This is a genomic window from uncultured Solobacterium sp. (assembly GCF_963517755.1).
Classification (GTDB): Bacteria; Bacillota_I; Bacilli_A; order Erysipelotrichales; family Erysipelotrichaceae; genus Bulleidia.
On sequence record NZ_CAUQGG010000016.1, the window covers coordinates 1 to 15,019 of the forward strand.

At 36.6% G+C, this 15,019-nt stretch carries 12 protein-coding genes; 11 read left to right on the forward strand and 1 reads right to left on the reverse strand.

The window, feature by feature from the left end:
* The 5 genes from RWM19_RS07980 to pheT all read left to right on the forward strand — a co-directional run.
* The coding region (locus tag RWM19_RS07980; protein WP_313985716.1) for an ABC transporter ATP-binding protein at nt 1-436 on the forward strand (436 nt) is incomplete at its 5' end.
* Nucleotides 402-2,201 (forward strand): ABC transporter ATP-binding protein, encoded by a 1,800-nt coding sequence (locus tag RWM19_RS07985; protein ID WP_313985719.1) that lies wholly within the window; start codon nt 402-404, stop codon nt 2,199-2,201. The genes RWM19_RS07980 and RWM19_RS07985, both read left to right, overlap by 35 nt.
* A 148-nt stretch (nt 2,202-2,349) precedes the next feature.
* Nucleotides 2,350-3,549 carry an ATP-binding protein gene (locus RWM19_RS07990; protein WP_313985722.1) on the forward strand — a complete coding sequence of 400 codons (1,200 nt, stop codon included), beginning with the start codon at nt 2,350-2,352 and terminating at the stop codon, nt 3,547-3,549.
* Between the two features lie 304 nt (nt 3,550-3,853).
* Nucleotides 3,854-4,891, forward strand: a complete 1,038-nt coding sequence (gene pheS, locus RWM19_RS07995; RefSeq protein ID WP_313985725.1) for a phenylalanine--tRNA ligase subunit alpha — start codon at nt 3,854-3,856, stop codon at nt 4,889-4,891.
* 13 nt (nt 4,892-4,904) lie between these two features.
* Nucleotides 4,905-7,301 carry a phenylalanine--tRNA ligase subunit beta gene (gene pheT, locus RWM19_RS08000; protein WP_313985727.1) on the forward strand — a complete coding sequence of 799 codons (2,397 nt, stop codon included), beginning with the start codon at nt 4,905-4,907 and terminating at the stop codon, nt 7,299-7,301.
* A 40-nt stretch (nt 7,302-7,341) separates the two neighbouring features.
* On the opposite strand, the gene RWM19_RS08005 is transcribed toward pheT, so the two are convergent.
* Nucleotides 7,342-8,190 carry an AraC family transcriptional regulator gene (locus tag RWM19_RS08005; protein WP_313985730.1) on the reverse strand — a complete coding sequence of 283 codons (849 nt, stop codon included), beginning with the start codon at nt 8,188-8,190 and terminating at the stop codon, nt 7,342-7,344.
* 175 nt (nt 8,191-8,365) lie between these two features.
* Here RWM19_RS08005 and RWM19_RS08010 point away from each other — a divergent pair, with 175 nt between their 5' ends.
* From RWM19_RS08010 to gnpA, 6 genes are all read left to right on the forward strand, one after another.
* Nucleotides 8,366-9,712 (forward strand): carbohydrate ABC transporter substrate-binding protein, encoded by a 1,347-nt coding sequence (locus RWM19_RS08010; RefSeq protein WP_294021325.1) that lies wholly within the window; start codon nt 8,366-8,368, stop codon nt 9,710-9,712.
* An 81-nt stretch (nt 9,713-9,793) separates the two neighbouring features.
* Nucleotides 9,794-10,687, forward strand: a complete 894-nt coding sequence (locus RWM19_RS08015) for a carbohydrate ABC transporter permease (RefSeq protein WP_294022811.1) — start codon at nt 9,794-9,796, stop codon at nt 10,685-10,687.
* Between the two features lie 8 nt (nt 10,688-10,695).
* Nucleotides 10,696-11,565 carry a carbohydrate ABC transporter permease gene (locus tag RWM19_RS08020; protein ID WP_006526229.1) on the forward strand — a complete coding sequence of 290 codons (870 nt, stop codon included), beginning with the start codon at nt 10,696-10,698 and terminating at the stop codon, nt 11,563-11,565.
* An 8-nt stretch (nt 11,566-11,573) separates the two neighbouring features.
* Nucleotides 11,574-11,741 (forward strand): DUF6903 family protein, encoded by a 168-nt coding sequence (locus tag RWM19_RS08025; protein WP_294021329.1) that lies wholly within the window; start codon nt 11,574-11,576, stop codon nt 11,739-11,741.
* Between the two features lie 11 nt (nt 11,742-11,752).
* Entirely contained in the window at nt 11,753-12,844 is a 1,092-nt protein-coding gene (locus RWM19_RS08030) for a sn-glycerol-3-phosphate ABC transporter ATP-binding protein UgpC (RefSeq protein ID WP_313985735.1), read from the forward strand.
* A gap of 16 nt (nt 12,845-12,860) precedes the next feature.
* Entirely contained in the window at nt 12,861-15,002 is a 2,142-nt protein-coding gene (gene gnpA, locus RWM19_RS08035) for a 1,3-beta-galactosyl-N-acetylhexosamine phosphorylase (RefSeq protein WP_313985736.1), read from the forward strand.
* Nucleotides 15,003-15,019: the final 17 nt, after the last annotated feature.

The window sequence follows — 15,019 nt, forward strand, 5'->3', positions numbered from 1 at the left end:
AGATACGATTGTAAATCAATTGCCAAAGGGAATTCATAGTTATATCAATACAGATTTATCACCAGATGGAATCAACCTTAGCGGTGGACAACAACAACGTTTATTGCTCGCAAAGGCATATTACAAAAATCCTTCTTTACTCATCTTAGATGAACCAACTGCAGCGCTTGACGCACTTGCGGAAAAGGATATGTATGAAGAGTATAAGGAAATCACAAAAGATAAGAGTGCACTATTTATTTCGCACCGTTTAGCTTCAACTCGTTTCTGCGATAATATTGTCTTCTTGGAAAATGGAGAGATTGTTGAACAAGGAACTCACGAGCAACTTATGAAATTAAATGGTAAATATGCAGAGATGTTTGATGTACAAGCAAAATATTACAAGGAGGAAGAACAAGATGAAACTCAAGCAATTCTATCAACAAACGCATGATTTGATTCAACTTTTAAAAGTTCAATTTCCTCATATTACTGTACAGATGATTACATTAGCTTTCTGTAGAAGTACACCTAACTTTATTGTACTGTTTGGATATTCACGTATCTTAGATTTATTACTTACAAGCCAGTTTCAAGCAACAATTCAAGTTGTCATGATTATGCTAGTGAGTAGTTATCTATTATCCTTTATTGGTAATTGGATTGATTCTTATTTGCAAGGATATGAATTTATTACAGACGAAGTAGTCATGAGTCAGGTCAACTATATGTCGTTTACCATGCGTTACGATATTTTTGAAGATAACGATAGCATGCAAAAAGTACGTGCAGTAAGTAACCGTATGAATGCTACAGGAGGGACTGGTTCTTTCTTACAATTCATAATTCTGTTATGCACTAACTTATTTTCTGCTCTATATGCATTATGTTTTGTAGGGTATCTGTTTTATCAAGCAATGCAGTATTCGTTCTATTTAGTATTACTACTATTACTGGCGGTTGGTTGTATTTGTTTGGGCGTTATGATTTTAAAGCGGACGAGTGCTTATTATGAAGACTTAAATAAAAGAAATATTCATAACAATTCCGTGTTTAGTTATCTCATCACAACAATGGCCAATGTAGAATACAAGAAACAAATGATGATTAATCGAATGGGTCAGTTGTTTGAAAAGTATTTTAAAAATATCACTAAAACATTCCATGTTTATTTAGATTTCTCTAAGAGAAAAGGAAGATATGAAGCTGTATATAGTTTTGCTTTAAGTATCTTTGGAGCATGTACATATATTTATATCGCATACTTAAGCTTGCATGGTTATTTATCAATTGGTTCTGTACTCTTATATGCAGGCGCTATGCAACAACTGATCCAATATATTTCGGGTTGTATCATATCGTATAGTGATGCGGTGTTCCAATTGGATTATCTAAATCATTTTACAGACTTCTTGCATGATGAATCGATTCGTACCACAGGCTCATTACCAATCGAAAAGAGAAATGATAATGCATATGAATTCTGCTTTGAAAATGTGAGTTTTCACTATCCAAATAGTGAACAACTTGTATTATCCAATGTGAATCTTACATTTAAGATCGGCGAAAAGTTAGCATTAGTTGGACAAAATGGTGCTGGTAAGACAACAATCATCAAGCTACTATGTCGTTTGTATCAACCGACAGAAGGAAGAATCTTGTTAAATGGTATTGATATTCAAAAGTTTGACTTCAATGAATATACAAAAATCTTTAGTCCAGTATTCCAAGATTTCGGTATGTTCAATATCAGTGCAAAAGAAAATCTAGAGTGCGGTCATCATAATGAAGAAAAAGATATCAATGCGATTATCGCAGACGTAGGCCTAGAGAAACGCTTTACATCTGGTCAGGATGGACTGGATTGTGTATTGGAAGATTTAAATAGTGAAGGTATTAAGTTATCTGGTGGTGAAGCACAGAAGTTAGCAATTGCACGTGCATTGTACAAAGACGCTCCATTTGTAATCCTAGATGAACCTACTGCAGCTTTGGATCCATTCTCGGAAGCAGAAATCTATGAGAACTTTGATAAACTTGTTGGGGGTAAGACAGCTATCTATATCTCACATCGTATGAGTTCATGTAAGTTCTGTGATCGTATTGTTGTTTTTAAAGATGGTAAGTTAGTAGAAGATGGCAATCATGATTCACTCATGCATAAACAAGGTGAGTATTACACACTCTATCAAGCACAGGCAGAGTATTATCAACAATAACAAGAAGGTATACTGTTTCGACAGTATATTTTCTTTGGGCAAGAAAAGATTATTTTCAAAACTTTAAAATTTTTTAAGTTTCGAAAATATATGGTATACTTTTTTCGAAAGATTAATTATTTTTAAGTTTCGAAAGAGGAGGAAGACTGTGAAGCATATTGAAAGAGTAGATTATTTAAATCGATTGATTCGTCTTCGAGGAACACCTGACATAAAAATAATCACGGGTTTACGACGCTCTGGAAAATCGGAATTAGTCCGTGATTATGTCGATTGGTTAGAAAAGAACGATAATAATGTGCATGTTTTATATATTGATTTTATGGATTTAAAAAATGAAGATCTGAAAGATTATAAAAGCTTATATAAATATGTAGAAAATCAGTATCAAAAAGATGCAGAGAATATTGTTGTTATAGATGAGGTGCAACTATGTACTCAATTTGAATTGGCAATTAACAGTTTATACAATAGTCGTAAATATGATATTTATATCACTGGTTCTAATGCATTTCTTCTTAGCTCCGATTTATCTACGTTATTTACGGGAAGATTTATAGAGATACAGGTTTATCCATTTAGTTTGAAAGAGTATTGTGCATATTATGGATTTGATAGTACTACTCCAATGCTACTAGATAAATATGTTACAGAAGGTGGATTAGCAGGGTCTTACATCTATGCAGATAAGCAAGACCAAGTTACATATATCAAGAATGTATGTTATACCGTGATAAAGCGTGATTTAGTTGATAAGTATGCAATCAAAGAAGAAGCGTTATTAGATACATTAACTGACTATCTTATGGATAATATTTCCAATTTAACTTCAGCAAATAAAATAACGACAATTCTAAAAAAGAATCAACCTGATGTTAATCACGTGAAGATAGGGAATTATATCAAATATCTATGTAGCTCATTTGTGTTTTATAAAGTGAAACGCTACGACATTCGTGGCAAAAAATATTTAGAAACGTCTGATAAGTATTATTTAAGTGATTTAGGATTTCGCTACGCAGTCTTAGGTACTCGTAATATGGATTATGGGCGTGCCTATGAAAATTTAGTAGCTCTCGAGTTATTGCGAAGAGGATATACAATTTATGTTGGAAAACTCTATCAAAAGGAAATTGATTTTGTGGCTATGAAGCAGAATGAAAAAATATATATCCAGGTTTCTGATGATATAACTAGCCAAGACACATTAAATAGAGAACTTAAACCACTACAAGAAATCAAGGATTCCTATCCAAAAATTATTATCGCAAATACGAAGCATGAAAATTATGATATTGAAGGTATACAAGTGCTTGATATTACGAGGTGGTTATTACAAGAGGCGTAAGATTGGATTATTGATTTTGCGGAAACTAGTGACATTCTTATGTGATTTGCCGTATAATATGGCTAATAAAGCGATAACGAAAAGAGTAGTAGCCAAACACGCTATAGAAAGAGAGGAACCTAAACGCTGAAAGGGTTCTATAGAAGACGCTTGGTGAATTCACTTTTCCAGTGGGATTAATCATCCCCGTATATCTACGTTACAGATCAATTGAGGTGCGCACGTTTGTGCGAATCAGGATGGTACCGCGTGAATAACGTTCCTGCAATATTTTGCAGGAATTTTTTTATGGAGGAAAAGGTCGATGAGCGATAAAGTTATGCAGGTCCAAGAAGAAGCGTTAGCTGCGATTGAGCAAGCAAGCAACTTGGAACAACTACAACAAGTCAAAATTCAATACTTAGGTAAAAAGGGAAGTATTCAGGCACTTATGTCTGAAATGAAAGCTTTACCACCAGAGGAAAAGCCAGCCTTTGGCCAGAAGGTAAACGTATGTAAGGATACGGTTGCCAAAGTATTAGAGTCAAAAGAAGAAGTATTAAAGATTGCGGCTCTTGCGGGTAAGTTAGAAGCCGAAAAGATTGATGTTACATTAGCTGGAGATATACACAAGCTTGGTACAACACATCCACTTGTGATGATTCAACAGGAGATTGAAGACCTCTTCTTGAGTATGGGTTATAAGGTTGCGGAAGGTCCTGAAGTTGAACAGGATTACTACAACTTTGAATTGGCTAATACACCAAAAGATCACCCAGCACGTGATATGCAGGATACCTTCTATATCGATCCAAATACACTACTTAGAACACATACAACTGCGATGCAGATGCGTGAATTAGAGAAGGCAAAGGGACAGGTTCCAATCAAGTTAATTTGCCCAGGTAAGGTTTATCGTCGTGATGACGACGATGCGACACACAGTCATCAGTTTATGCAATGTGAAGGTCTTGTCGTTGGTGAGAATATTACTTTAGCTGACCTGAAGGGAACACTAGAATACATGGCTAGCACAATGTTTGGTCAAGGTAGAATAGTTCGTTTCCGTCCATCATACTTCCCATTTACAGAGCCTTCTGTAGAAGTTGATGTTTCCTGTCCATTCTGTAATGGTAAGGGTTGTAACGTATGTAAGGGATCTGGTTGGATTGAAATCTTAGGTGCAGGTATGGTACATCCAAATGTATTACGCATGAATGGATTTGATTCTGAGAAGTATTCTGGATTTGCCTTCGGTGTAGGACTTGAAAGAGTTGCAATGTTGAAATATGGAATTGATGATATTCGCAACTTCTATACAAATGACGTTCGCTTTTTGAAGACATTCGATCGTTTTGACTAAGAGGAGGAAGGCAATGAGACTAAGTTATAAATGGCTACAGGAGTATGTAGATTTAAGTGATATTACTCCACAACAACTAGCGGACAAATTAACAACTGCAGGGCTAGAAGTTGAAGGAATTGAACCGATGGCACAAGGCACTGGTCTTGTGATAGCGGAAGTAATTGAATGTGAAGATATTCCAGATACACATTTACACCGTACAATCGTTCGCTATGGAGCAGGTGAAAACGATACAACGCAAATTGTATGTGGTGCTTCAAACTGCCGATTAGGATTAAAGGTAATCGCAGCTTTACCTGGTGCAGTTTTACCTGGTATTACCATTCAAGCAAAGCCACTTCATGGAATTGAATCAAATGGTATGCTTTGCTCACTACGTGAGTTAGGTATCGATCATAAATGCCTTACAGAAAAACAAATTAATGGAATTGAAGAGTTATCACAAGATGCACCTGTTGGTGAAACAAATGTGCTTGGATATATAGGCTATGATGACACGATTTTAGATGTATCATTAACACCAAATCGTGCAGATTGTTCTAGCATGTGGAATATGGCAAAGGAAGTTGGTGCTATCTTACATCGTGAGGTGAAGTGGCCTGATTATGCTGGTAAATCCAATATTGGAACACCATCCACATTTAAGGTAACAAGCAACACTGAAAAGTGTGACTTCTTCATGGGTAAAGTTGTAAATCATGTAAAGGTAGGACCATCTCCAAAGTGGATGGTGGAATACTTACATGCGGCAGGTATCAATTCAATTAATAATGTTGTTGATATTTCTAACTTTGTAATGCTCGAAACAGGACAACCATTACACTATTACAATCTTGCAAAGCTTCCAACAAGAGAAATTACAGTTGTGGATGATCGTGAGCTAAAGATGACTGCGTTAGATGGTGTCGAGTTTGCGATTGAAAAGGGTGATATCCTCATCACTACAAATGGTGAAGTAACTGGTATTGCCGGTATTATGGGTGGGGAAGAATCCATGATCGATGAAACAACAGAAGGTATCTTTATTGAAGCAGCACATTTCAATAAGACTTCCGTACGTCGTTCATCCATTCGTTTAAATCTCATTACTGAGGCTGCACAACGCTTTACAAAGGGTATTGAGGCATTAGCAGCACAAAAGGCTATGGACCGTTCTGTACAACTCTTACAAGAGTATGCATGTGCAGATGGATTTGAAGAGACAGTTACTTATGGCACAGATGGCTATAAGCCAGTTGTGGTAAAGGAAACACTCTCTCACTGTAATGCCTTATTAGGTACTGCATTTACAATGGAAGAAGTCAAAGAAACACTCACATGGTTAAACTTTGAGCCAGAAGTAGATGGGGATGAGATTACATGTCATATCCCAAGTTACCGTGTCGATATCGAAGGTCGTGCAGACATCGACGAAGAGATTGTACGCTTAATTGGTTTTGATACTTTGAAATCTACATTACCAGTGATGAGTACAACTGTTGGTCAATTATCACCAAAGCAAAAACTCAGACGTATGACTCGCGAAACATTGAAGGCCTTTGGTCTTAATGAAATTGTTACATATACATTAATCTCTGAAGAAGAGATGAAGACAGCTCTCTCTCCACTTGGTGAAGCGATTCCTCTTGCGATGCCAATGTCAGAGAATCGAAAGTACATTCGTGCAAGTTTATTAAACTCTGTATTAACAAGTGTGCAATACAATGAAGCACATCAAAATACAGATAACTTGTTATTTGAAATCTCTAAGGTTTATGCAAAGGATAAGGAAGAAGAAAGACTTGCAGTTGTATTAGACGGAAATGTTCAAAATGATCCACTCCACAAGTTAAATGAAGCTGGTGATTTCTATGCCTTAAAGGGAATCCTAATGACATGGTTAAATCGTTGTGGTTTCAATGATGCACGTATTACTGTACGTCCAAATACAACGGATGTAGAACACTTCCATCCATATCGTAGTGCAGAGATTCTCTTAGACCGTAAACCATTAGGTCTATTTGGTGAATTACATCCAAGCTATGCAAAGAAATATGATTTAAAACGAGTAACATATGCGGAACTTTCATTGGATGTCGTAAATGAGACAAGTGCTTCTAAGGTGAAGTTTGTACCGATTGATCGTTATCCATCAATCTCACGCGATATTGCATTAGTTGTAGATAGAGAAGTAACAGCGGAAGAAATGTTAAAGATTATTAACAGTACAGGTAAGAAGCTTGTTCGTAAATCGGAAGTATTCGATATTTACGAAGGAGAACATGTTGAAGCAGGTAAGAAATCTGTAGCTCTACGTATTACATACCAAGCTTCTGATCATACACTGAATGATGAAGAAGTACGTACTGTTCACGATGCGATTCTTGAAAAACTCAAAGAAAAGCTATCTGCAGACTTACGCTCATAACAAAAAAAGCCGAGAACCGGCTTTTTTTGTATGCATGTTTTTAGTCTTTCGTTTTTAGGAATTGTTTACGATACGTACTTGGAGAACAACCAATCTCACGCTTAAACGCAAAGGTAAAGTAATTTTGGTTCGAGAAGCCAATGATAGCGGAGATATCATTCATACTATAACTGGTAGTCTCTAATAGGAATTTTGCTTCAGAGATTCTGCGCTGTATTAAGTAGCGCATCGGAGAAATCCCTTTATATTGATTAAATGCATGTACTAAGTAATATTTATTTAAGAATGTTAATTCACTGAGCTTGTCTAGGTCTATATCTTCTTTGAAGTGATCGTTGATATAGTTTTCGATGAAGATACATTCTTTCGTTGTCTTTTTTACTGGAGATACATTTAGCGTTGTATTGGTACGACGTACCATGTTAATAAGCATAATCTCTAGTAGAGAATTTACTAAGTGTTGGGAGTATTCATCTTGATGTTCCATTTCATGCAGTAATGTTTTGAGATAGAAAAGAATATCATTCTTATATGCTTTATAGTTATGCATACTGAAGTTATGATTGAAGCGTTTATCATCACTATGGAAGTGTAAACCTTCAATACCTGCTACAATATACTCAAGAGGGGAATTCTCTTTACTAACCTCGGTGTGTTCAATATATGAGTTAACAATAATGAGATCATCTGCGTGAATGTCTAGGTATTTCCCTTCGACAAAGAATTTGCCTTCACCAGAGATAACATAGAAAAGCTCTGCACATGCATGACTGTGTGGAGTTGAATGCCAATCTCCTTCATAACGGGAGTGGGTAACATATAAAATCTTACCTAGTGAACGATCTTCGTTTTGGTTTTGAGAAATAGCTGTAATCATCGCTTTAATCATATCATGTAACGCATATCGGTATTCTTAAGTTTTAATTGATTATATGAAATATTGCGAAATAGATATATTAGAGCAATATTTCGATAATATTTAGCAATATATCTCTTGTTTGAAAGCGTTTTCACCCATAAACTGAAATTATCAAATAAGTTTCTTAGGAGGAAAAGAGGAACAAATGAAAAAGTTATTGACATTATCATTAGCTGGTTTACTCGCAGTCGGTGCTATTGGCTGTAGTAAAAAAGAAGCTGCTTCTTCACAGAAGGAAAGTGAAGAAACAACATTGCACATCTCTGGTCTAGATGGCGGATATGGCACAAAGGGTTGGGAAGCTGTTGTTAAGGCTTTCGAAGAAAAGGAAGGCGTTAAGGTTGATCTTCGTTTAGAAAAGAACATCGCTGATACATTACGTAGTGAAGTTCAAGCTGGAACATATCCTGACTTAGTTTACTTATCAGTTGGATCTAAGGGTGGCTTAACAGACACTATGATCGCTGAAAAGATGTTAACAGACATTACAAGTGTACTTGATGAAAAAGTATTAGGTGAAGATACAAAGGTAAAAGATAAACTCATTGATGGTATTTATGAAGGTTTAGCTACAGAGCCATACGCTGATGGCAAGCTATATTTAGCACCTATCAATTACAGCCCATGTGGATTATTCTATAACGCTAACCTATTCAAGGAAAAGGGATGGAGTGTTCCAACAACTTGGGATGAAATGTGGGAATTAGGAGAAAAGGCTAAGGCTGAAGGTATCTCATTATTCACATACCCAACAACAGGGTACTTCGATGCATTCTTCTCTGCTTTATTAAATGAAACAGCAGGACCAGAAGTATATGCGAAGTTAATGACATATAACGTTGACGCTTGGAAGTTACCAGAAGTTAAGAAGGCATTTGAAATCGTTGGCAAACTTGCTCAGTATGTTGAACCAACAACAGTAGCTAACGCTAACGGAGATAACTTCAAGAAGAACCAACAATTAGTCTTAGATAACAAAGCATTATTCGTTCCTAACGGAACATGGTTGCCAGGTGAAATGGCTGAAGCTCCACGTGCTGCAGGATTTGAGTGGGGATTCACAGCTTTACCTAAGGTAACTGCTACAGGTGATGCTTACTCTACAACATTTACAGAACAGGTATTTATTCCTAAAGAAGCTAAGAACCCAGAATTAGCTAAGAAGTTTATTACATTCTTATATTCTGATGAAGCTACAAAGTTATTCTATGAAAACGGTGGTGCTGTAATGCCTACTAAGGATGCTTCTAAGTTCATCGGTAAGGATGATGAAAATGCTTTATACTACACAATCTATGACAATGGCGCTAAGTCAAATGCAGTAGGTTTCCAAGTTATGGACAACATCGTTGAGGGTGTAAGTGTAGCTGATGCTAATACAGGTGTACTCTACGCAACTGTAAACTCAATCGTAAATGGTTCCAAGACAGTTGATGAATGGTATGACGCAACAGTGAAGGCTGTTGAACAGATTGCCGAAGCAAACAAATAGTCAATTAGCTGTTAAGTATTAGAATTCATTAAAATAACGATGGTGGACAGCCGTCGTTATTTTAAGGAAGGGAGTAATGAAATGAAAAAAAGTGTTGAGAAGAAGCTGTTTATCACAATATGCTTAGCTCCAGCGATGATATTACTAACACTGTTTATGTTATATCCAACGATAAACGTGTTTATGATGTCGATGTTTAAATGGGGTGGCTTAAGTGATAACCGCACATTTATAGGATTAAAGAATTTCCAGATGTTATTTAAAGATATGAGTTTTATCCGCGCTCTTCAGAATACAATCTTGATCATCGTGTTAGTAACAATTGTAACGATGGCTTTCGCAATCTTATTTGCGTCTATTCTAGTTCGTGAAAAGATAAAGGGACAAAACTTCTTTAGAATCATATTCTATATTCCAAATATCCTTTCTGTCGTTGTTATTTCTGCAATCTTCAGTGCGATTTATGATCCATCTGAAAATGGCTTATTAAATTCACTTGTAGGACTTTTCAACGGTAGTGCTGGTACGACAAAGTACCTTGGTGATCCTGGTTTGGTTGTATATGCGTTAATTGCCGCACTAATTTGGCAGGCGATTGGTTATTACATGGTCATGTACATGGCCAGTATGAGTACGATACCAGAACATCTATATGAAGCTGCGTCTTTAGAGGGTAGTGGAAAAGTTAAACAATTCTTCTCGGTAACGATTCCGATGATTTGGGATAATATCCGTACAACACTTACATTCTTCGTCATTTCAACCATTAATCTGAGTTTCTTGTTTGTGCAAGTCATGACTGGTGGTGGTCCTGATGGAGCTAGTGAAACAGTGCTCAGTTATATGTACTTGCAAGCATATAATCGTTCAAGTTATGGCTATGGTATGGCAATCGGTGCAGTTGTATTTATTCTTTCATTTACCTTATCATGGGCAATCAATCGCGTAACACATCGTGATTCGATTGAGATTTAGGAGGTAATATGAAGAGAAAACATTTTGATTTATACAAAATCTTTATATATGTTGCGCTGATTTCTTTAGCAATATCCATTATCATTCCGGTATCCTGGGTATTCTTAGCATCAATTAAAACAAATGCTGAGTTCTATGGAAACCCATGGGCATTACCACAAGGATTTAATATTCAGAACTTTATTGATGCCTTTCAAATTGCACAAGTTGGTGATTTTATCTTGAACTCAGCACTTGTAACTGCAATGGCTCTAGCAATCTTACTAGTGGTTTCATTACCAGCCGCGTATGTACTTGCTAGATTCCAATTCAAAGGCAGAAAGTTCTTCAACACACTCATCATGGCTGGCTTATTTATTAACGTAAACTATATTGTTGTGCCAATCTTCTTAATGTTGAATGGTTGGGATAAGTCACTAGCAAAGAGCGGTCTACAGTTCTTTATGAATAACCGTTTCGTTCTTGCGCTTGTATACGCATCTACAGCAATTCCATTTACAGTATATCTTCTTGCAAGCTACTTCCGCTCTTTACCAAAGGCATATGAAGAAGCTGCAGAAATCGATGGTTGTGGTTATTTTACAACCATGGTAAGAGTTATGTTCCGTATGGCAAAGCCAAGTATTATTACAGTTATCCTATTTAACTTCTTGGCATTCTGGAATGAATACATTATTTCATTAACACTTGTGCAGACAAAGGCACTAAAGACACTACCTGTAGGATTACAGAATCTGATGTCCGCACAGAAAGCAGCGACTAATTATGGACCGATGTATGCAGGACTAGTGATTGTTATGTTGCCAACATTGATTTTATACATTCTTGTACAAAGACGCTTAACACAAGGTATGACCTTGGGTGGTCTTAAGGACTAGGAGGACATATGAATCGAACAACACAATCAATCTTGATGGCAATTCTATTTGTTGTCAGTCTAGCAATGGTAATTATTGGTCAAAGAGAAGTTGGCTATGTGAATCTTGGTATTCAGGTAGTTGGACTGATTGGCATTTTGTTTGTTATACATCTGTATAACAAGAGATTTAAATAGGGGGACGATATATGGCAAACTTATCATTACGTCATATCAATAAGATTTACGATAATAAAGTACAGGCAGTATTTGATTTTAACTTAGAGATTCAAGATAAAGAATTCATCGTATTGGTTGGTCCTTCCGGATGTGGTAAATCAACAACTTTACGTATGATTGCAGGTTTGGAAGATATCACAAATGGTGAATTGTATATCGACGATAAATTAGTGAATGATGTTGCACCTAAGAATCGTGAGATTGCGATGGTATTCCAGTCTTATGCGTTATATCCATTTATGACAGTTTATGAAAACATGGCATTTGGATTACAGATTCGTAAGACAAATAAAGATGAAATTGACCGTCGTGTACGTGCAGCCGCAAAAGCATTAGAGATTGAACAATACTTAGATAGAAAGCCTAAGGCTTTATCTGGTGGTCAAAGACAACGTGTAGCGTTAGGTAGAGCAATCGTACGTAATGCGAAAGTATTCTTAATGGATGAACCATTATCTAACTTAGATGCTAAGCTTCGTGTACAGATGCGTAGTGAAATCATTCGACTACACAAAAACATCGGTGCTACAACAATCTACGTAACACACGATCAAACAGAAGCGATGACAATGGCTAGCCGTATTGTCATCATGAAAGATGGATATATCCAACAGATTGGAACACCAAAGGAAATCTATCAGAATCCAGTAAACATGTTCGTAGCAGGATTTATTGGTTCTCCAGCCACAAACTTCCTAAAGGGAACATACGCTGATGGAAAATTCACCATTGGTGATATGCATATTGAACTACCGGAACAGTTTACAAAAGACATGCAAGCATATGAAGGCAAAGAAATTGTGATGGGTATTCGTCCAGAAGATTTACACGCAGAGGAAATTGTAAATGAAACATATCCAAGTGCTGTGTTTGACTTTGCGATTGATGTAAGTGAACTTTTAGGTAATGAATTTATCCTACATGGAAAGATTGCAGGACAAAAGTTACAGGCAAGAGTGAATGCACGCTATGACCTTTCAGATTGTGCATCCTTTAGACTGGCAATGGATTTGGAGAAGGTACACTTCTTTGATCCAGAGACAGAAAACCGTATCGTTTAAGGGAGATTAATTAAGTATGAATACAGGAAGAGTTACAGTCCCAACCGATATTGATGTGATTGAGGATACAATCGAAATCATCAAGAAGTGGAAGGCTGATGCGATTCGTGATTGTGATGGCACTGATATGCCTGAAGCGTTACGAAAGATGGATATTAAGCAATACGCTACATATTACACAACACGTAAAGATAATGCGTGGGCAAAAGAACATCCTGATGAGATGCAACAGATGTATTTGATGAGTGACTTTGTTACTGCAAAAGATACATGCTTACGCATCAAAATCATGGAACATTTCTATAAAGATCAATTCAAAGTGAACCCAACGAATGATATTCACCGTTGGTGGGAAGTTATTGATCGTACAACAGATACAGTTGTTTCAAACTGGTATTTTGATGAAGAAAATGGTGATGTGGTGATTGAGGAAGCGATTCCTTATCATGCATACACAGTCAGCTTTTTAGCGTTTATTGTGTGGGATCCAGTTCATATGTATAACTTCTTAACAAATGATTGGGTAGATGAAGAACATCAGATGACATTAGATGTACGTCTACCAGAAACACAGAAACACGTTATTGAGAAGTTACATAGGTTCTGTAGAGAAAGAGAAGATGTAAATGTTGTACGCTTTACAACATTCTTCCATCAGTTCACACTACAGTTTGATGAGTTTGCTCGTGAGAAGTTCGTTGACTGGTATGGATATAGTGCTTCTGTATCACCATATATTTTGGAACAGTTCGAAAAGGAAGTTGGTTATAAGTTCCGTCCAGAATTTATTATTAACAAAGGCTTCCATAACAGTCAGTTCTGTGTTCCTTCCAAGGAATATAAAGACTTTATCGACTTCCAACAAAAAGAAGTATGCAAGCTTGCAAAGGTGCTCGTAGACATCTGTCATTCCTATGGTAAGGAAGCGATGATGTTCTTGGGAGACCATTGGATTGGTACAGAACCATATGGTAAGTACTTCTCTGAAATTGGATTGGACGCTGTTGTAGGTAGTGTTGGTTCTGGTTCTACATTACGCTTGATTTCAGATATCAAGGGTGTGAAGTATACAGAAGGTAGATTCTTACCATACTTCTTCCCAGATACATTCCATGAAGGTGGAGATCCATTACAAGAAGCGAAAGTAAACTGGGTAACAGCACGTCGTGCAATCTTACGTTCACCAGTTGATCGTATCGGCTATGGTGGATACTTGAAACTTGCATTAAAGTTCCCAGAGTTTATCGAGTATGTTTCTGAAGTATGCGATGAATTTAGAGAACTCTATGAACATGTAGGAAAACAAACACCACATAACCTACTCAAGGTTGGTGTATTAAATAGCTATGGTGAGCTTCGCCGTTGGGGTGCACATCTTGTACATCACGCAATTCGCTACAAGCAAATCTACTCCTACACAGGTGTTCTTGAATCACTCAGTGGTTTCCCATTTGATGTGAAGTTCATCAGTTTTGAAGAAATACGCGAAAATCCAGATATCTTAAACGATATTGATGTTGTACTAAACTATGGTAGTAGTTACACAAGCTTTAGTGGTGGTGAAGAATTTGATGAAAAGATTATTACAATCCTACGTCGTTATGTAGATAATGGTGGAGGTTTCATCGGTATTGGTGAACCAACAGCTTGTGCAAGAAATGGTAAGTTCTTTACACTTTATGATGTATTAGGTGTTGATAAAGAACTAGACTTCACACTTCATACAGATAAGTACAACTGGGAATGTCATAATCACTTCATTACAGAACAGTTAGAACACGAAGACTGGGGTGAAAATGTAAACAGTGTTTATGCATTAGCGGGCACAAAGGTTATCAAGCAAGAAGACCTCAGTGTGAAGCTGGCAGTTAATGAATATGGTAAGGGTAGAGCAGTATACATGAATGGTTTACCATTTAGCTTTGAAAATGCAAGACTTCTCTATCGTGCAATCTACTACAGTTGTCATCGTGAAGATGACATGAAGAAGTGGTATTCTGAAAACTATAACGTTGATGTAAATGTATATCCTTCTACACAAAGTTATTGCGTAGTAAATAACACATATGAACCACAAGATACTGTTATCTACCGTGGAGATGGAACATCGTTCTCATTACACTTAGAAGCTAACGAAATCAAGTGGTACCAAATCTAATAAACGAAAAGGATATT